Below are 16,457 nucleotides of genomic sequence, written 5' to 3' on the forward strand. Positions count from 1 at the left end.
CCCTGGAGGAAGACATGCCGACCTACGCGGCCCCCGTGCGCGACACGCTCTTTGTGCTCGACGACGTGCTCGGCTACCAGCGCTACTCCAACCTGCCGGGCTTTGCCGACGCTTCGCCGGATGTGCTCGAGGCTATCCTCGCAGAGGCCGCGAAACTTGCCGAGAATGTCATCCAGCCCACCAATCGCGCCGGCGACCTCGAAGGCTGCGTGCGTCACGACGACGGCTCGGTGACGACACCCAAGGGTTTTCGCGAGGCCTTCGACGAATACCGGCAGGGCGGCTGGATGGGGCTCGCGGCTCCCGCCGAGCATGGCGGTCAGGGCCTGCCCTATGCGGTCCACACCGCAGTCTCCGAATACATGATCTCCGGCAACATGGCGCTGATGATGTATGCCGGCCTCACCCAGGGGGCCATCGCCGCGATCGTGACGCACGGCACCGACGAGCAGAAGGCGACCTGGCTGCCGAAGCTGGTCGAGGGCGGCTGGACCGGCACGATGAACCTCACCGAGCCGCATTGCGGCACCGATCTCGGCCTGCTGCGCACCAAGGCAGTCCCCAACGGCGACGGCAGCTACAGGATCTCCGGCCAGAAGATCTTCATCTCGGCCGGCGAGCACGACATGGCCGGCAACATCGTGCATCTGGTGCTCGCCCGCATCGAGGGCGCGCCCGAGGGCACCAAGGGCATCTCGCTCTTCATCGTGCCGAAATTCCTGCTCGACGCTGAAGGCGATCCGGGCGAGCGCAATGCCGTTTCCTGCGGCTCGATCGAGGAGAAGATGGGCATCCACGGCAACGCCACCTGCGTCATGAATTACGACGGCGCGACCGGCTGGCTGCTCGGCGAGGCCAATGGCGGCCTGAAGGCGATGTTCACCATGATGAACGAGGCGCGCCTCGGTGTCGGCCTGCAGGGGCTGGCGATGGGCGAAGCCGCCTATCAGGGCGCGGCAGCCTACGCCAGGGAGCGGCTTCAGGGCCGCTCGCTCTCCGGCCCGAAGGCGCCCGACAGGCCGGCCGACCCGATCATCGTGCACCCCGACATCCGCCGCTCGCTGATGACCATGAGGTCCTACAACGAGGCCGGCCGCGCGCTCGCTTTGTGGACGGCGCTGAAGTCGGACATCGCCCACCGCTCCGCCGACGATGGGGACCGCCAGGCGGCCGATGACGCGCTCGGCCTGCTGACCCCGATCGTCAAGGGCGTGCTCACCGACAAGGGCTTCGAGCATGCGGTGATGGCGCAGCAGGTGTTCGGCGGCCACGGCTATATCGAGGAGCACGGCATGAGCCAGTTCGTGCGCGATGCCCGCATCGCCATGATCTACGAGGGCGCCAACGGCATCCAGGCACTCGACCTCGTCGGCCGCAAGCTGCCGATGCATGGCGGCCGCGCCATCCAGGCCTTCTTCAAGGAGGTCGGCGAGTTCTGCGAGGAGAACCGCGCCGACGAAAACATGGCGCCCTTCACCAAGGCGCTGAAGAAAGGGCTGAACGACCTCCAGGCCGCGACCATGTGGCTGGTGCAGAACGCCATGGCCAAGCCCGACAATGCGGGCGCTGCCTCGACCGACTTCATGCATCTCTTCGGCCTTGTGTCGCTGGGCTATATGTGGGCGCGGATGGTGAAGGCTGCGCAGGCCAAGCTCGCCAACGGCGCGGATGACGCTGCACCCTTCTACGAGAGCAAGGTCGTCACCGGCCGCTATTTCATGGAGCGGGTGATGCCGGAGACCACGGCGCACCTCGCCCGCATCTCGACCGGCGCCGACACCATGATGGCGCTGCCGGCCGAGGCGTTTTGAGATTCCACGAATAAAAGGGGGGAAGAATGGCAACAAAGGGAGATTTGGTTGATTGGGTAGTGGAGGCTCTCAAAGCAGCGGGTGGAGCCGGCACTTTGCTCTATGTTGCAAAGTACATCTGGGAGCACCACGAAAAGGAGCTTCGTTCCACCGACCTGTTTTACACATGGCAGTACGACATGCGTTGGGCGGCGACCGAGTTGAGAAAGCGTGGAACGATGGTGCCTGCTGAAACTGATCGGCGCGGCAAATGGACCTTGAAGTGATTAAATGACCACCCCAGCCGCCATCCTCGACCTGCCGCCCGCCGCCTGGCGAAGCGAGGATGTCGGCATGCTCTACGACATGGCGCATCGCTTCATGTCGGAAGAGATCCTTCCGCGCTACGACGAGTTCGAAGACAACGGTATGGTCGACCGCGCGAGCTGGCGGAAGGCGGGCGCAGCCGGCCTGCTCTGCGCCTCGATGCCGGAGGAGTATGGCGGCGCGGGCGGCAGCTTCGCGCATGACGCCGCGATCATCGAGGCGATCGGCCATGTCGGCGTCGACGGCTTCGGACTTGGGCTGCACAACGCCATCGTCGCGCCCTACATCCTCCGTTACGGCTCCGAGGAGCAGAAACGGAAATGGCTGCCGAGGCTTGCGACCGGCGAACTGATCGGCGCCATCGCCATGACCGAGCCGGGCGCCGGTTCCGATCTGCAGGGCGTCAGGACCCGCGCCGAAAAGGACGGCAACCGCTACCGCATCAACGGCCAGAAGACCTTCATCACCAACGGCCAGCTCGCCAATCTGATCATCGTGGTGACCAAGACCGATCCGGAGAAGGGCGCCAAGGGCACCTCGCTGGTCGTCGTCGAGACCGACGAGGTCGAGGGTTTCGAGCGCGGCCGCAACCTCGACAAGATCGGCATGAAGGCGAACGACACGTCGGAGCTATTCTTCAACGATGTCCGCGTGCCGACCGCCAACCTGCTCGGCAGCGAGGAAGGGCAGGGTTTCGTCCAGCTCATGGAGCAGCTGCCGCAGGAGCGGCTGATGGTCGGCACGTCGGCCGTCGCCATGGTCGAGCGGGCGCTCGCGCTGACCATCGCCTATGTCAAGGAGCGCAAGGCCTTCGGCCAGAGGATCGCCGATTTCCAGAACACCCAGTTCAAGCTCGCCGAGCTGAAGACCGAGGCCACCATCGGCAAGGTCTTCCACGACGACTGCGTGGCGCGCCACCTGAAGAGCGGCCTCGACCCGGCGACCGCCTCGATGGCCAAATACTGGCTGTCGGAATTGCAGGGAAAAGTCGTCGACGAGTGCCTTCAACTCTTCGGCGGCTATGGCTACATGAATGAATATCCGATCGCGCGCATGTATCGCGACGCAAGGGTGCAGCGCATCTATGGCGGCACCAACGAAATCATGAAGCTGCTGATCGCGCGCAGCCTCTGAGGACAGCCATGTCAAACTATGTCGCTGAAATCGAGTGGACGGCCAACCCGGAAGAGGATTTCCGGTCCGGACGTTATTCGCGGGTTCATGAAATCTGCTTCGACAACGGGCTTTCCGTGCGGGCGTCCGCGTCACCGGGCGTCGTGCCGAAGCCCTATGCCGATCCGACCGCTGTCGATCCGGAAGAACTCATGGTGGCAGCACTTTCCTCCTGCCACATGCTCTCGTTCCTCGATCTGGCCCGTCGCGCCGGCGTCACGGTGCTTGCCTATCACGATGCGGCAGAAGGCATTCTGGAGAAGAGCGCGGAAGGCCGCGTCGCGCTGACCAAAGTGACGCTGCGGCCCCGCATTGATTGCGATGCCGACCGCGCCACGCTCGATGAACTGCATCACAAGGCGCATGACGTCTGCTTCATCGCCAATTCCGTCCGGACCGACGTGCGTGTCGAGCCCGTGTTCGAACCTGCAAGAAAGGAAGCACGTCATGGCTGAAGCCTATGTCTATGACGCCGTTCGCACGCCGCGCGGCCGCGGCAAGAAGGATGGCGCGCTGCACGAAGTGCCAGCGGTTCGTCTCGGCGCCAGGGTGCTGGAGTCGCTGCGCGACCGCAACGGGCTGGACACCGGCACCGTCGACGACATCATCTTCGGCTGCGTCGATCCGGTCGGCGAGGCGGGCGCGGTGATCCCGCGCGCCGCCGCCTTCGAGGCCGGTTACGACACCAAGGCGCCGGGCATGCAGATCTCCCGCTTCTGCGCCAGCGGCCTCGACGCCATCAATTTCGGCGCGGCCAAGATCGTCCAGGGTGCCGACGACATCGTGATCGCCGGCGGCGTCGAATCGATGAGCCGCGTCGGCATGGGCATGTCGGGCGGCGCCTGGTTCATGGACCCATCGGTCGGCCTGCCGGCCTGGTTCGTGCCGCAGGGCATCTCGGCCGACCTCATCGCCACCAAATACGGCTTCTCCCGCGACGACGTCGACGCCTATGCGGTGGAGAGCCAGAAGCGTGCCGGCAAAGCGTGGGACGAGGGCCGCTTCAAGAATTCCGTCATCCCGATCAAGGACCAGAACGGGCTGATGATCCTCGACCGCGACGAGCACATGCGACCGACCACGGACATGCAGGCGCTGGCCTCGCTCAATCCCTCCTTCGTCATGCCCGGCGAGATGGGCGGCTTCGATGCGGTCGCCGTGCAGAAGCATCCCGAGATCGAGGAGGTGAACCACGTCCACCATGCCGGCAATTCGTCCGGCATCGTCGACGGCGCCGCCGGCGTGCTGCTCGGATCGAAGAAGGGCGGCAGGATGATGGGCCTGAAGCCGCGCGCCAGAATCCGCGCCTTCGCCAACATCGGCTCCGAGCCGGTGCTGATGCTGACGGGCCCAGTCGACGTGACGGAAAAACTCCTGAAGCGCGCGAAGATGAAGCTGTCGGACATCGACCTCTTCGAGCTCAACGAGGCCTTCGCCTCGGTGGTGCTGCGCTACATGCAGGCTTTCGACATCCCGCACGACAGGATCAACGTGAATGGCGGCGCCATCGCCATGGGCCATCCGCTCGGCGCGACCGGCGCGATGATCTTCGGCACGGTGCTCGATGAGCTGGAACGGCGCGACCTCAACACGGCGCTGGTGACGCTCTGCATCGGCGCCGGCATGGGAACCGCGACCATCATCGAGCGGGTGTAGGAGAAGGCCATGTACATCCCCCAGCAGTTCCGTGAGGAGCGCCGCGACGTGCTGGTTGCGGCGATGCGCGACATCCAGTTCGCAGCGATTGTCACGCCGGGGCCTGACGGGCTCTGTGCCACCCACGCTCCGGTCGTCGTGCGCGAGGAAGGCGACGGGCTGCTGCTCGAGTTCCATGTCGCTCGCGGCAATCCGCACTGGCAGCTTGCCGGCGCGCAGTCGATGGTCATCTTCCAGGGGCCGCAGGCCTATATCCACCCCGGCTGGTATGCCAGCAAGGCCGAGCATGGTCGCGTCGTTCCAACCTGGACCTACGTCATGGTGCATGCGCATGGCAGGCTGGAAACGATCGAGACACCGGCGGAACTGCTCGCCCATCTGGTGGCGCTGACCGACCGGAACGAGGCCGGGCGCACGATGCCCTGGGCCGTCTCGGACGCCCCGGAGAAATACATCGACGGCATGACAAGGGCGATCGTCGGCCTGCGCCTGACGGTCGAGCGGTTGGAAGGCAGCTGGAAGCTCAACCAGCACAAGTCGGACGGCGATCGCCGGGGCGTGCAATCCGGGCTGGCGACCGAGACCGCCGAGAATTCGCAGTCGATCTCGACGTTGATGCGCGACCTCGAACAGGCGAGGGCCGCCGCAGCTGACAAGCAGAAGGTGAATCCGACATGAGCTACAAGAACTTCACGGTCGACACCGACGCCGACGGCATTGCGCTTGTCACCTGGGACATGCCCGACCGTTCGATGAACGTCTTCACCGAGGAGGTGATGGACGAGTTCGAGACGATCATCGAGCGGGTGGCTGCGGACGCGGGCATCAAGGGCGCGGTCTTCACCTCGGGCAAGGAGACCTTCTCCGGCGGCGCCGATCTCGGCATGCTGCAGAAGATGCTGGGCGTCTTCCATGCGGAAAAGGCGAAGGACCCGGAGAAGGCGACGAAGCTGCTCTTCGACGGGGCCGGCCGCATGGGCTGGCTGTGGCGCAAGCTCGAGACATCGGGCAAACCCTGGGTGTCTGCGATCAACGGCACCTGCATGGGCGGCGCCTTCGAACTGTCGCTCGCCTGCCATGGCCGGGTCGCCGCCGACGGCGACAAGGTCCGCATGGCGCTGCCCGAGGTGAAGGTAGGCATCTTCCCCGGGGCCGGCGGATCGCAGCGCGTGCCCAGGCTGACCGACCAGCAGCAGGCGCTGCAGATGCTGACCTCGGGCCAGACGCTCACCCCGCAGAAGGCGAAGGCCATGGGCCTGATCCACGAGATCGCGCCGGCTGACAGACTGGTCGAGACGGCGAAGGCGATGATCAGAAACGGCCTGAAGCCGGTCGCCCCCTGGGACGATAAGGGTTTCAAGCTGCCGGGCGGCCCGATCTATTCGGCGGTCGGCGCCAACCTCTGGCCGCCGGCGATCGCCATCCTGCGCCGCGAGACCTATGGCAACTATCCCGCCGCCGCCGCGATCCTGAAATGCGTCTACGAAGGCCTGCTGGTGCCCTTCGATACCGCGCTCCGCATCGAGCAGCGCTATTTCACCGAGATATTGCAGTCGAAGGAAGCCGCGGCGATGATCCGCTCGCTCTTCGTCTCGCTCCAGGAGCTCAACAAGGGCGCGCGCCGTCCTGCCGACATTCCCGAGACAAGGCTCACCAAGATCGGCGTTATCGGCGCCGGCTTCATGGGCGCGGGCATCGCCTATGTCACCGCCAAGGCCGGCATCCCGGTCGTGCTCATCGACCGCGACATGGCGGCGGCCGAGAAGGGCAAGGCCCATTCGGACGGGCTGATTTCCGACGCGGTGAAGAAGGGCCGCGCCAAGCCTGAGGAAAAGGAAAAACTCCTGTCGCTGATCACGCCGTCGGCCGATTACGCCGATCTCGAAGGCGCCGACCTCGTCATCGAGGCGGTGTTCGAGGATTCCGAGGTGAAGAAGGCGACGACCGAGAAGGCCGAGGCCGTGCTGAAATCAGGCGCGATCTTCGCTTCCAACACATCGACCATCCCGATCACCGCGCTGGCGAAGAACTCCGTTCGGCCGAAGGATTTCGTCGGCATCCATTTCTTCTCACCGGTCGACCGCATGATGCTGGTCGAAATCATCCTCGGCAAGAAGACCGAAAAGAAGGCGCTGGCCGTGGCGATCGATTATGCCCGCGCGATCAAGAAAACGCCGGTGGTCGTCAACGACACGCGCGGCTTCTACGTCAACCGCTGCGTGCTGCGCTACATGTCGGAAGCCTACAAGATGCTGATCGAAGGCGTGCCGGCGCCGATGATCGAGAACGCCGCGCGCGCCGCCGGCATGCCGGTCGGCCCGCTTGCGCTTGCCGACGAGATCGCGGTCGACCTTGCGCAGAAGATCATGAAGCAGACGATCCGCGACCTCGGCGAGAAGGCGGTCGACCCCGAGCAGGTGAAGCTCATCGACACGCTGGTCGACAAGCACGATCGGCGTGGCCGCAAGAACGGCAAGGGATTCTACGACTATCCGGCCAAGCCGGCCAAGAAGAAGCTGTGGCCCGGCCTCAAGGACCTCTATCCGCAGAAGCGGGCCGAGGACGTCGACTATGAGGAGCTGAAGCGGCGCTTCCTCGTCACCATCGCGCTGGAGGCGGCGCGCGTCATGGAGGAGGGCATCGTCACCGATCCGCGGGAAGCCGATGTCGGCTCGATCCTCGCCTTCGGCTTCGCGCCTTTCACCGGTGGCGCGCTCTCCTACATCGACGGCATCGGCGCCAAGGATTTCGTCGCCGTCGCCAAGGCGCTGCAGAAGAAATATGGCGCGGAGTTCAAGCCGCCGAAGCTTCTCATCGACATGGCTGCGAAGGGCGAGACCTTCTACCAGCGCTTCGACCCCTACGCGAAGAACGGCGAACGCAAGGCGGCATAGTTCAGCGTTCCTCTCCCCGTTCACGGGGAGAGGATGCCGGCAGGCAGGTGAGGGGCGGAGCCGCTTTCGAAGGTTCGCGCTGCCCCTCAGCCAACCCTTCAGCCACCTTCTCCCTGTAACGGGGAGGAGGAAAGGAGCTTCCAATGTATGTCTGGCTCCGTTTTGCCCGCATGGCGGCAACGGCAAGCAAGCGCGGTCCCTATCGCCCGGGCGGCGAGAGCCGCCTTTCGTTCCGCTGTCTGCCGACCGACATCGACTTCAACCTGCACCTCAACAATGCACGTTACCTGATGCTCGCCGACCTCGGCCGGGTCGACATCTTCTTCCGCTCCGGCCTGTTCGCGCTGATGCGGCGGCGCAACTGGGCGCCGATGCTCGGCGGCGTGCAGACGGCCTTCGTGCGCGAGGTCAGGCTCTGGCAGCGCTTCGACGTCGTCTCGTCGATCGAGACCTGGGAAGGCACGCAGGTCATCGGCAAGCATCAGTTCGTCCATGAGAACGGCGAGGTCGCCGCCCTCGTGCTCACCACCGCCGGCGTCTACGACCGCACCGCGCGGCGCTTCGTCGACATGGGCGAGGTGATCCGAGAACTGGGCTACGAGGTGACCGCGCGCCCGCCGAACGAGGCGGAGAAAGCTTTCATTACCTCCCATGCCAGCCTGCGCGCGGCGGCGAAGGAAGGGAGGATGCTGAAAGATTGATTCTGCCGGGCGAACTGACGTGGGATAGGCATATTTCGTCTGGACAGGCCCCGGCGGGCGGTCTAGAACGCCAAGGTATTTTTTCCTCTTGAAGGAGACGAGCCATGCTCTCGCATGAGCGCGTCTGGGCTGCGATCGACGCCTTGGCCGCGCGTTATTCGCTTTCGGCTTCCGGTCTCGCCAAGCGCGCCGGCCTCGATTCCACGGCCTTCAACAAGTCGAAGCGGCAGTCGGCCGATGGGCGTCCCCGCTGGCCGTCGACGGAATCGCTCGCCAAGATCATCGAGGCGACGAATTCGTCGCTCGACGAACTTTTCGCGCTGATCGAAGGTAAACCCTCGCGCTCCGCCGCAACGCCGCTGCCGGTGCAGGCTTCGACCGTGCCGTTGATCGGCTTCGCACAGGCGGGCGCCGGCGGCTTCTTCGACGACGCCGGCTTTCCGGCCGGGCAAGGCTGGGACCTGATCGAGCTTCCGGCGGCGGCGGGCGAGGGCTCCTATGCGCTCGAGGTGCAGGGCGATTCCATGCTGCCGCTCTACCGTCACGGCGACATGCTCGTCGTGCAGCCCAACGCCGCCGTGCGCAAGGGCGACCGCGTGGTGGTCAAGACGACCTCCGGCGAGGTGATGGCCAAGGTGCTGGAGAAGCGCACGACGACAACAGTCGATCTCGTCTCGCTGAACCCCGACCATCCGCACCGGCGGCTTGCCGCAAGCGAGGTCGAGTGGCTGGCCCGCATCGTCTGGGCGAGCCAGTAGGCGGCGACCCGGCATGAAGGTACACCGATGCGCGCGCTGATCCTGCCGGCAGTCGCGCTGGCGCTTGCCGGCGGGATTGTGCTCGTGGGTGGCCGCATGGTGGAAGGCCCGCCCGGCGGCGATCCCGTGGCGGTGGAAGCGCCCGACGCCGAGACGATCGCCGCCGCCGAGGCGCCTGTCGCCCCGACCGATGTCGCGCCGCCGCCCGCCGCTTCGTCAGACGTGGGCGAGCCGGCAGCACCGGCGGAAGAAACCCCGCCAGCCGCCGAGGGAACACCCGCATCCGGTGCGCAGGCCTTGCGTGCGCCGCAGGCGTCCGTGGAGCCCGACACGCAGGCGATGGAACTCCAGCCGGCCCTGCCGCCGTCGCGCACGATCGACCCGACCGTCATCGCGCCGCCCGAGCTTGCCGCCGGCGAGGAACTGCTGCGCGAGGCGCCGCGCGAGCCGCTCAGCCAGCTGAGCCTCGCGCTGCCACCGCCACCGCCGCCCAAGAACCCCTGGGCCGGTAAGCCGCTGTTCCGGCCGGTTGCCCTGGAATCGGCCGTGTTCGAATCCGGCGGTCACACGATCGCAATCGACGGGGTGGAGAGCGTCGCCCTCGATGAAAGCTGCACCTATGAGGGCACGTCCTGGCCGTGCGGCGTGAGGGCGCGCACCGCCTTCCGGTTCTGGCTGCGCGGCCGCGCTCTTGTCTGCCAGATCCCCGAGGCGGAGCAGGACAAGGAGGTCATGCGCGCAAGCTGCCGCCTCGCCAAGCAGGACGTCGGCGCCTGGCTGGTGTCGAACGGATGGGCGCTGGCCACGCCCGGCGGCCCCTATGTGCAGGCGGAGGAGACGGCGCGCGCGGCGCGGATGGGCATATTCGGCGCGCCGCCCGACACGTCCTCCATCGCCGACGTGCCCGATGCTCCGGCGAGTGCGCCGACGGACAGCCCGCCGATCATGACGGAGGAGGGGGTCGACCCGCAGCCGTCGCTTGGACTGGAGCAGGCGTTTCCGCCCGCGCCGCAACCCTGATCCGGATTACGCAGCCAACTGGCCGGCGAGCGCCTTGTCGATCAGCGCGCGCGTCTCGCTGACGCCGTAGAGCGCGGCGAAGGAGCCGAAGCGCGGACCCCGCTCCTGCCCGATCAGCACCTGGTAGATCATCTGGAAGAAGGCCACCGACACGCCGGGCCCGCCTTCCGGGCTCTGCTTGGAATGATCCTGGTAGCGCTCGATCTTTCGCGCCACGTTGAGCGCCGCGTTCTGGATCGCCTCGCCGTCGGCGTCGCCGGGCAGATCGCCGAGCGCCTTCTCCAGCGCCGCCAGAGCCTGCTGCTCGACCTCGTCGGGCGCGCGGTAGACCTTGGTCGGCTTCACGAAATCGTCGAAATAGCGGATCGCGTATCCCGTCAGCCGGTCGAGCTCCGGATGCGTCTCCGGCGTCACGCCGGGCGCATGGCGCGAGATGAAGCCCCACAGCACGCCCCGGTCATGCGCGTTCGAGGCGCTGACGAGGTTCAACAGCAGCGCGAAGGAGACGGGCAGTTGGATGTCAGGCGGGTTGCCGTCATGCATGTGCCAGACCGGATTGCCGAGCCGCTCCTTCCACTCCTGCCGCGGATAGGCCGACAGGAAGCTGTAGTACTCGTCCACCGCCTTCGGAATGACGTCGAAATAGAGCTTCTTCGCCTGCCGGGGCCGCTGGTACATATAGAGGCCGAGGCTCTCGGTCGGCGCGTAGGTCAGCCATTCGTCGATGGTCAGCCCGTTGCCCTTCGACTTCGAGATCTTCTGGCCGATCTCGTCGAGGAAGAGTTCGTAGACGAAATGCTCCGGCGCGCGCCCGCCGAGGATGGTGCAGATCTTGTCGTAGATGGCGGCGTTGGTCTGGTGGTCCTTGCCGAACATCTCGAAGTCGACGCCGAGCGCCGCCCAGCGCATGCCGAAGTCGGGCTTCCACTGCAGCTTCACGCGGCCGCCGGTGACTTCGAGCGTCGTCTCCTCGCCGTCTTCGTCGTCGAAGGTGATGGTGCCGGCCTTGGCGTCGACCTTCTTCATCGGCACGTAGAGCACGCGTCCCGACTTCGGCGAGATCGGCAGGAAGGGGCTGTAGGTCGCCTGCCGCTCCTCACCCAGCGTCGGCAGCATGACCTTCATGATCGCGTCGTACTTCTCGGCGGTCTTGAGAAGCATCGCGTCGAAGCGGCCGGACTTGTAGTACTCGGTCGCGCTGGCGAACTCGTAGTCGAAGCCGAACGTGTCGAGGAAGCGCCTGAGCATCGCGTTGTTGTGATGGCCGAAGCTCTCATAGTCGCCGCCGAACGGATTGGGCACGACGGTCAGCGGCATATGCAGGTAGGGCTTCAGCGCCTCCGGGTCCGGCACGTTGTCCGGAATCTTGCGCATCCCGTCCATGTCGTCGGAGAAGCAGAGCAGCTTGGTCTTGACCTTGTCCTCGGTCAGCACGCGGAAGGCGTGGCGCACCATGGTGGTGCGCGCCACCTCGCCGAACGTGCCGATATGCGGCAGGCCCGACGGCCCGTAGCCCGTCTCGAACAGCACCGTCTCCGGATAGTCGCGGCCCTTGTAGCGGGCGATGATCTTTTTCGCTTCCTCGAACGGCCAGGCGCGGCTCTCGGCCGCCGCCGCGAGCATTTGCGGATTGAGATCGATGCTGGCTGGAGCCGCCATGACTGAACTATCCCGAACGATATCGATTTTCTGCCGGCTTCCGCCTGGCTTTGCCGGCATGCTCTATGGAACGCTGCCCCGTGCGTCAACGATTCCGCTGTTTTTTCGTTGCGGACGCGCCGGCGGCTCCCTAGCTAGGCAAGGTCGATTGACGGAGAATGAGATGAAGAAGCCGACCGCCCACGAGGCGCTGATCTATCTGATGGTCGTGACCTCGGCGTCTGACCGCGACATGACCGACGTCGAACTGGCGCGGATCGGCGAGGTGGTGCAGACCTGGCCGATCTTCGAGGATTTCGATGCCGAAAAGCTCGTCAAGATTGCGCAGGATTGCCAGAAGTTGCTCCATCAGGATGGCGGTCTCCAGAAGGTGATATCCCTCGCGCAAGGCGCGATACCGCTGCATCTCCACGAGACGGCCTATGCCGCGGCTTTCGAGGTCGCGGCCGTCGATCTCGAAATGCGCATGGAGGAGTTGCGCGTTCTCCAGCTCCTGCGCAGCGAGCTTGCGGTCGACCCGCTGACCGTTGCGGCGATCGAGCGCGCCAGCAAGGCGCGCCACCGCAGCCTCACCTGAAGGCTGGCCGTCCCGCTGCCCGCGATTACGGTTGGCCTTGACGTCGTTTCCGGCTAGATTCCGCACTTGGTACCGCTGGAAGGATAGGGGACGATGGTGAGCCCTGCTTGTCGCCGTGCCTCCGGAATGCTGGTCGTCCCGCTCGCTGCCGGCATTCACCTGTTCCTGCAATCCGATGCGAGGGCGCAAGCCACTGACGCCTTGCCGGCGGCGGCAGAGCCATGGCTGGCCGAGCCGGGTGACTGGGCCGCTGACTTCAACGAGGCCCAGGTCGCCTGCTACGAGGGTTCCATGACGGCCTGCGACTCGATCTGGATGAGCGATCGGGTGTTGTTCGACACGTTCCTGGGCGACTACGGCCGATCCTGCGGCGGCCGCGTCGACATTCGCGAGATCAGGCGCGCAAACCTGACCTGCGCCGAGGCCTTCCCCGGCTACGAATAGCGGACGCCAGTTCTAGAAGAAGCTGACCGGAAAATAGCGCAGGTAGAGTTCCGCGAAGCGTCCCTTCACGGCGATCTGCTGCAGCGCATAGTCGAAGGCGGCGGCGAGCTGCGGATCGTCGATCTTGGTCGCCAGTGCGAGGCCGACGCCGAGATATTCGGGCGCCATGTAGGGGCCGCCGACGAAGCGGCAGCAGCCGCTCGCTTCCGATCCCGCGAGCCAGAAGGCGAAGCGCATCCCGTCGCCGAAGGCGCCGGCGATCTTGCCGGCCCTGAGATCGGCATAAAGCCACTCCTGGCGGCTATAGGTCACCACCTTCGCGTCGGGGAAGTATTCGCGCAGCATCCGCTCGTGGCCGGAACCGGCGATGACGCCGATCCGCTCGCCGTGGATCTTCTCGTGGATAGGCTCGGTGACGGCGCGCGTCTTCGGCATCATGAAGCGGGCGGGAAACTGCAGATAGGGGCGTGAGAAGGCGTATTTGGCGCGCGTCTCCTCGGTGATCGCTATTCCCGCTATGATCGCCTCGCCGCGGCCGCGCTCCAGTGCGTCGTCGAGCTGCTCCCACGGCATCGCCTGGATCTGGCATTTGTCGGGGATGCCGAGCTCGACGCAGATGGCGCGCAGGAGGTCGATGTGGAAGCCGGAAAGGCGGCCGTCGCGATCGAGATAGTTGAAGGGCGGGAAGTCGGTCGTCGTCAGGAAGCGCAGCCGCGTCCGCGCGCTGAGGTCCGGCTTCGGCAGCCGTTCCTTCATGTCCCAGAACATCGGGGCCGGGGGCTGCTCGGCGGCCTGCGCGCTGCCGTAAAGGAAAGCTGCCGCGGCGAGCGCCATGATTATGGGTCGAAGCTTGATTCGCATATTCGGCTGCACCAATGGCTCGCGCGTTTGCTCCGGGTCGGCCGGAAAAAATTTTTACGCGACCGGAAAGGCGCTTTTGCTATGAAAAGCGCCGGTTCACAACGAAATTCGCGCAACCCGTTCCACCTGGCCCTACCCCGTTCTCGCCTTGCACTGGACCATTAGGTATTCTACCCCAGAGCAACCGAATATGTTATCTTGCAATCCACGGTTAATGGTGTGGGGCAGTTCGCGCGGCTACGATGCCGCATAATGTTCGGCAACATGGGTGGATGTTGCAATGGGTCATTTCGATCGAACGCTGGCATATATCAGCGATCTCCAGCAGGCCGATACGCCGGACGCGATCGCCGAGAAGCTGCTTGGCGTGACGTCGGCCTTCGGTCTGACCGCGCTGATGGCCGGCACCGTGCCGCAGCCGGGAACGCCCACCGGCCGGCAGAAGGATCACGTGCTTCTGTGCGACTGGCCGGTCGAATGGCTGGAGCGTTACGTCGCGCGCAACTACGTCGACCACGATCCGATCGTCAGCCGCATGAAGCAGTTGCAGGCTCCCTTCCAGTGGCGCGACGCTTCCGAGATCAAGGTCGACCATGATGGCGAAGTGGTCATGGGCGACGCCGGCGAGTTCAAGCTCAAGGACGGCCTTGCCTTCCCGCTGGTGACGCTCGACGGCCAGATCGTCATGGTGTCGCTCGGCGGCGAGCAGGTCGAGATGTCCGGCCTGGAGTTCGGCATGATTTCGCTGGTCTCCACCTACGCCATCGGACGCGCCATGCAGCTGCTTACGGCTGAAGGGCGTGTAATCGATCACATCGAGCTTACGCCGCGTGAGCGCGAGTGCCTGAAATGGGCCGCCGAAGGCAAGTCGGAATGGGAGATTTCCCAGATTCTCGGCATATCCGAGCACACCTCGGAGAAGCATTTGCTCAATGCCAAGTTTAAGCTGGGCGCGGTTAACCGTGTTCAGGCCGTCGCCGAAGCGATACGTCGCGGTTATATTTAAATTTGGCGAAATATTCGCAGATCGTTACATTCCTAACCGATCGCGTAATTATCCATAAGGATACGCCTCTCTAGTCTGCCTTGAGTCATCAAGGAGACATATGTGCTTTACGCGCTTACCACCGAAGAGCTGATGCAGCGGCCCGATCTCTGGGAGGCCGTCCACCGGCTTCGTCATCGCATATTCGTCGAGGAGATGGGCTGGCGGGATATCGATCGTGGGGACGGACTGGAGATCGACCAGTTCGACCACGAGGAGGCGGTGCATCACGTCGTCATCCGCAATGGTGAGGTTGCCGGCTACCAGCGCATGCTGCCGACGACGCGTCCGCATCTGCTGACGGAGGTGTTGACCGATCTGTTCGTCGACGAGCCGCCCTCGGGCGAGAACGTCTGGGAGCTCACCCGCTATGCGGTGGCGCCGGGTTTCCGCGACGGCCGCCGCGGCGTCTCCACCGTCGGCACCGAGCTGATCGCCGGCTTCGTCGAATGGGGCCTGCCGCGCGGCGTCAACCAGGTCATCATCGAGTTCGAGCCGATGTGGGTGCTGCGCGCGCTGCAGCTGCATTTCCTCGCGCGTCCGCTCGGCTACCAGCGCACCTACGGCCGCCAGCAGGTCGTGGCGACGCTGCTCACCTTTAACGAGCGCACGCTGGAGGTGGTGCGCGAGCGGCGCGCCCACCATGCGCCCGTGCTTTCGCGCGGCTATCCCGACATAATCGGCCAGCGGCAGGCATCATGACCATAGCGCAGACATTTCCGTCCGATGCGCCTGCGGTGGACCTCCGTCCGCACACGGAGTTCCGCAATCACATACTGACGGTAACCGTCGTCGCCGAGGACGGCAGGCCGCTGCTCGACCGCGGCGCATATGACAGGCTCGCCGCCACGCTTCGCTCTGCGGCGGACGACGAGGAGGTCCGCGTCGTCGTCCTGCGCGGGCTCGACGGCTGCTTCTGCCTTGGCGGCGACCTCTCCGAATTCCTCGATGCGGCCAAGCACCCGGCGCTGATCGAGGCGGTCACCGGCATGTTCCGTGCGCTCGCGACCTTCCCGAAGCCGCTGCTCGCCTGTGTCGACGGCGATGCGGTCGGTGTCGGCTGCACTATCCTCTTCCATTGCGACATGGTGATCGCCTCCAGCCAGAGCACGTTCCGCGTGCCCTTCGTCGATCTCGGCCTCGTGCCCGACGCTGCGACCAGCATCCTTGCGCCGGAGCGCCTGGGCTACGCGGCGGCGTTCCGCTTCTTCTGCCTCGGCGACACGCTGGCGGCGACGGAGGCATGCAATCTCGGGCTGGTGTCGGAGATCGCCCCGGAGAATGCCGAACTCCGGGCATATGCGCGCGCCCGCCAGCTCGCCAAGAAGCCGGTTCAGGCGCTTCGGCAGACCCGCGAGCTGCTGCGCGGCGACGGCCACCATCTGTGTGACCGGATCGACGAGGAGATATCGCTCTTCCACAAGGCGCTGCAGGACGAGACCACGCTGCGCCGGCTGGCCAGGGTCGCCAGGCTCGCCGCCTAGGTGCGGTCCCGAACGTCTTGGCGCGCGAACATGGACCTTTGCGCGGCAGGAATTCCTTTCGTTTGACT

Annotated in this window: 17 protein-coding genes; 15 read left to right on the forward strand and 2 right to left on the reverse strand. The window is 65.3% G+C overall.

All coding sequences use genetic code 11. From position 1 onward, the window contains the following. Positions 1-14 precede the first annotated feature (14 nt). The 10 genes from D8676_RS04160 (at position 15) to D8676_RS04205 (ending at position 10,319) form a co-directional block, all read left to right on the forward strand. Complete coding sequence (locus D8676_RS04160) at positions 15-1,811, forward strand: acyl-CoA dehydrogenase C-terminal domain-containing protein (RefSeq protein ID WP_121579541.1); 1,797 nt, start codon at positions 15-17, stop codon at positions 1,809-1,811. 26 nt (positions 1,812-1,837) lie between these two features. Continuing rightward, the gene (locus D8676_RS04165) at positions 1,838-2,077 is read left to right on the forward strand and encodes a hypothetical protein (RefSeq protein ID WP_121579542.1); all 240 of its coding nucleotides are present in this window, start codon (positions 1,838-1,840) and stop codon (positions 2,075-2,077) included. 4 nt (positions 2,078-2,081) lie between these two features. Continuing rightward, positions 2,082-3,251 (forward strand): acyl-CoA dehydrogenase family protein, encoded by a 1,170-nt coding sequence (locus tag D8676_RS04170; protein WP_121579543.1) that lies wholly within the window; start codon positions 2,082-2,084, stop codon positions 3,249-3,251. Between the two features lie 8 nt (positions 3,252-3,259). Then, on the forward strand, positions 3,260-3,745 hold the full coding sequence (locus tag D8676_RS04175) for an OsmC family protein (RefSeq protein WP_121579544.1): 486 nt from the start codon (positions 3,260-3,262) through the stop codon (positions 3,743-3,745). Further along, positions 3,738-4,946, forward strand: coding sequence for an acetyl-CoA C-acetyltransferase (locus tag D8676_RS04180; protein WP_121579545.1), 1,209 nt, complete (start codon positions 3,738-3,740; stop codon positions 4,944-4,946). Before D8676_RS04175 ends, D8676_RS04180 begins: the two co-directional genes overlap by 8 nt. A 9-nt stretch (positions 4,947-4,955) precedes the next feature. Next, positions 4,956-5,624, forward strand: a complete 669-nt coding sequence (locus D8676_RS04185; RefSeq protein WP_121579546.1) for an FMN-binding negative transcriptional regulator — start codon at positions 4,956-4,958, stop codon at positions 5,622-5,624. After that, positions 5,621-7,840, forward strand: coding sequence for an FAD-dependent oxidoreductase (locus tag D8676_RS04190; protein ID WP_121579547.1), 2,220 nt, complete (start codon positions 5,621-5,623; stop codon positions 7,838-7,840). The genes D8676_RS04185 and D8676_RS04190 overlap by 4 nt, the downstream gene beginning before the upstream one ends. Positions 7,841-7,983: 143 nt before the next feature. Next, positions 7,984-8,541 carry a thioesterase family protein gene (locus tag D8676_RS04195; protein WP_121579548.1) on the forward strand — a complete coding sequence of 186 codons (558 nt, stop codon included), beginning with the start codon at positions 7,984-7,986 and terminating at the stop codon, positions 8,539-8,541. A 104-nt stretch (positions 8,542-8,645) separates the two neighbouring features. Then, positions 8,646-9,299, forward strand: a complete 654-nt coding sequence (locus D8676_RS04200) for a helix-turn-helix transcriptional regulator (protein ID WP_121579549.1) — start codon at positions 8,646-8,648, stop codon at positions 9,297-9,299. 27 nt (positions 9,300-9,326) lie between these two features. After that, entirely contained in the window at positions 9,327-10,319 is a 993-nt protein-coding gene (locus tag D8676_RS04205; protein WP_183096966.1) for a thermonuclease family protein, read from the forward strand. Positions 10,320-10,325: 6 nt separating this feature from the next. Here the strand turns inward: D8676_RS04205 and D8676_RS04210 are convergent, their stop codons facing one another. Continuing rightward, positions 10,326-11,978: a lysine--tRNA ligase gene (locus D8676_RS04210; protein WP_121579550.1), complete on the reverse strand. Its 1,653-nt coding sequence runs from the start codon at positions 11,976-11,978 to the stop codon at positions 10,326-10,328. Between the two features lie 163 nt (positions 11,979-12,141). Between D8676_RS04210 and D8676_RS04215 the strand changes: the two genes are divergently transcribed. Both D8676_RS04215 and D8676_RS04220 read left to right on the forward strand, forming a co-directional pair. Next, positions 12,142-12,555 carry a tellurite resistance TerB family protein gene (locus D8676_RS04215; RefSeq protein WP_121579551.1) on the forward strand — a complete coding sequence of 138 codons (414 nt, stop codon included), beginning with the start codon at positions 12,142-12,144 and terminating at the stop codon, positions 12,553-12,555. 93 nt (positions 12,556-12,648) lie between these two features. Further along, positions 12,649-12,999 carry a hypothetical protein gene (locus D8676_RS04220; RefSeq protein ID WP_147448147.1) on the forward strand — a complete coding sequence of 117 codons (351 nt, stop codon included), beginning with the start codon at positions 12,649-12,651 and terminating at the stop codon, positions 12,997-12,999. A gap of 12 nt (positions 13,000-13,011) precedes the next feature. Here D8676_RS04220 and D8676_RS04225 read toward each other — a convergent pair whose 3' ends face one another. Beyond that, the gene (locus D8676_RS04225) at positions 13,012-13,860 is read right to left on the reverse strand and encodes a transporter substrate-binding domain-containing protein (RefSeq protein WP_121579553.1); all 849 of its coding nucleotides are present in this window, start codon (positions 13,858-13,860) and stop codon (positions 13,012-13,014) included. A 280-nt stretch (positions 13,861-14,140) separates the two neighbouring features. Here D8676_RS04225 and D8676_RS04230 point away from each other — a divergent pair, with 280 nt between their 5' ends. The 3 genes from D8676_RS04230 (at position 14,141) to D8676_RS04240 (ending at position 16,389) form a co-directional block, all read left to right on the forward strand. Then, on the forward strand, positions 14,141-14,866 hold the full coding sequence (locus D8676_RS04230; RefSeq protein ID WP_121579554.1) for a LuxR family transcriptional regulator: 726 nt from the start codon (positions 14,141-14,143) through the stop codon (positions 14,864-14,866). A gap of 102 nt (positions 14,867-14,968) precedes the next feature. Then, positions 14,969-15,607: an acyl-homoserine-lactone synthase gene (locus D8676_RS04235; protein WP_121579555.1), complete on the forward strand. Its 639-nt coding sequence runs from the start codon at positions 14,969-14,971 to the stop codon at positions 15,605-15,607. After that, the gene (locus D8676_RS04240) at positions 15,604-16,389 is read left to right on the forward strand and encodes an enoyl-CoA hydratase-related protein (RefSeq protein ID WP_121579556.1); all 786 of its coding nucleotides are present in this window, start codon (positions 15,604-15,606) and stop codon (positions 16,387-16,389) included. Before D8676_RS04235 ends, D8676_RS04240 begins: the two co-directional genes overlap by 4 nt. Positions 16,390-16,457: the final 68 nt, after the last annotated feature.

This window comes from Mesorhizobium sp. YM1C-6-2 (assembly GCF_003666685.1).
Taxonomy (GTDB): domain Bacteria; phylum Pseudomonadota; class Alphaproteobacteria; order Rhizobiales; family Rhizobiaceae; genus Mesorhizobium_K.

Coding starts and splice junctions, on each gene's coding strand:
- D8676_RS04160 (WP_121579541.1), top strand. CDS start 15: ATGCCGACCTACGCGGCCCCCGTGCGCGACACGCTCTTTGTGCTCGAC.
- D8676_RS04165 (WP_121579542.1), top strand. CDS start 1,838: ATGGCAACAAAGGGAGATTTGGTTGATTGGGTAGTGGAGGCTCTCAAA.
- D8676_RS04170 (WP_121579543.1), top strand. CDS start 2,082: ATGACCACCCCAGCCGCCATCCTCGACCTGCCGCCCGCCGCCTGGCGA.
- D8676_RS04175 (WP_121579544.1), top strand. CDS start 3,260: ATGTCAAACTATGTCGCTGAAATCGAGTGGACGGCCAACCCGGAAGAG.
- D8676_RS04180 (WP_121579545.1), top strand. CDS start 3,738: ATGGCTGAAGCCTATGTCTATGACGCCGTTCGCACGCCGCGCGGCCGC.
- D8676_RS04185 (WP_121579546.1), top strand. CDS start 4,956: ATGTACATCCCCCAGCAGTTCCGTGAGGAGCGCCGCGACGTGCTGGTT.
- D8676_RS04190 (WP_121579547.1), top strand. CDS start 5,621: ATGAGCTACAAGAACTTCACGGTCGACACCGACGCCGACGGCATTGCG.
- D8676_RS04195 (WP_121579548.1), top strand. CDS start 7,984: ATGTATGTCTGGCTCCGTTTTGCCCGCATGGCGGCAACGGCAAGCAAG.
- D8676_RS04200 (WP_121579549.1), top strand. CDS start 8,646: ATGCTCTCGCATGAGCGCGTCTGGGCTGCGATCGACGCCTTGGCCGCG.
- D8676_RS04205 (WP_183096966.1), top strand. CDS start 9,327: ATGCGCGCGCTGATCCTGCCGGCAGTCGCGCTGGCGCTTGCCGGCGGG.
- D8676_RS04210 (WP_121579550.1), bottom strand. CDS start 11,978: ATGGCGGCTCCAGCCAGCATCGATCTCAATCCGCAAATGCTCGCGGCG.
- D8676_RS04215 (WP_121579551.1), top strand. CDS start 12,142: ATGAAGAAGCCGACCGCCCACGAGGCGCTGATCTATCTGATGGTCGTG.
- D8676_RS04220 (WP_147448147.1), top strand. CDS start 12,649: ATGGTGAGCCCTGCTTGTCGCCGTGCCTCCGGAATGCTGGTCGTCCCG.
- D8676_RS04225 (WP_121579553.1), bottom strand. CDS start 13,860: ATGCGAATCAAGCTTCGACCCATAATCATGGCGCTCGCCGCGGCAGCT.
- D8676_RS04230 (WP_121579554.1), top strand. CDS start 14,141: ATGGGTCATTTCGATCGAACGCTGGCATATATCAGCGATCTCCAGCAG.
- D8676_RS04240 (WP_121579556.1), top strand. CDS start 15,604: ATGACCATAGCGCAGACATTTCCGTCCGATGCGCCTGCGGTGGACCTC.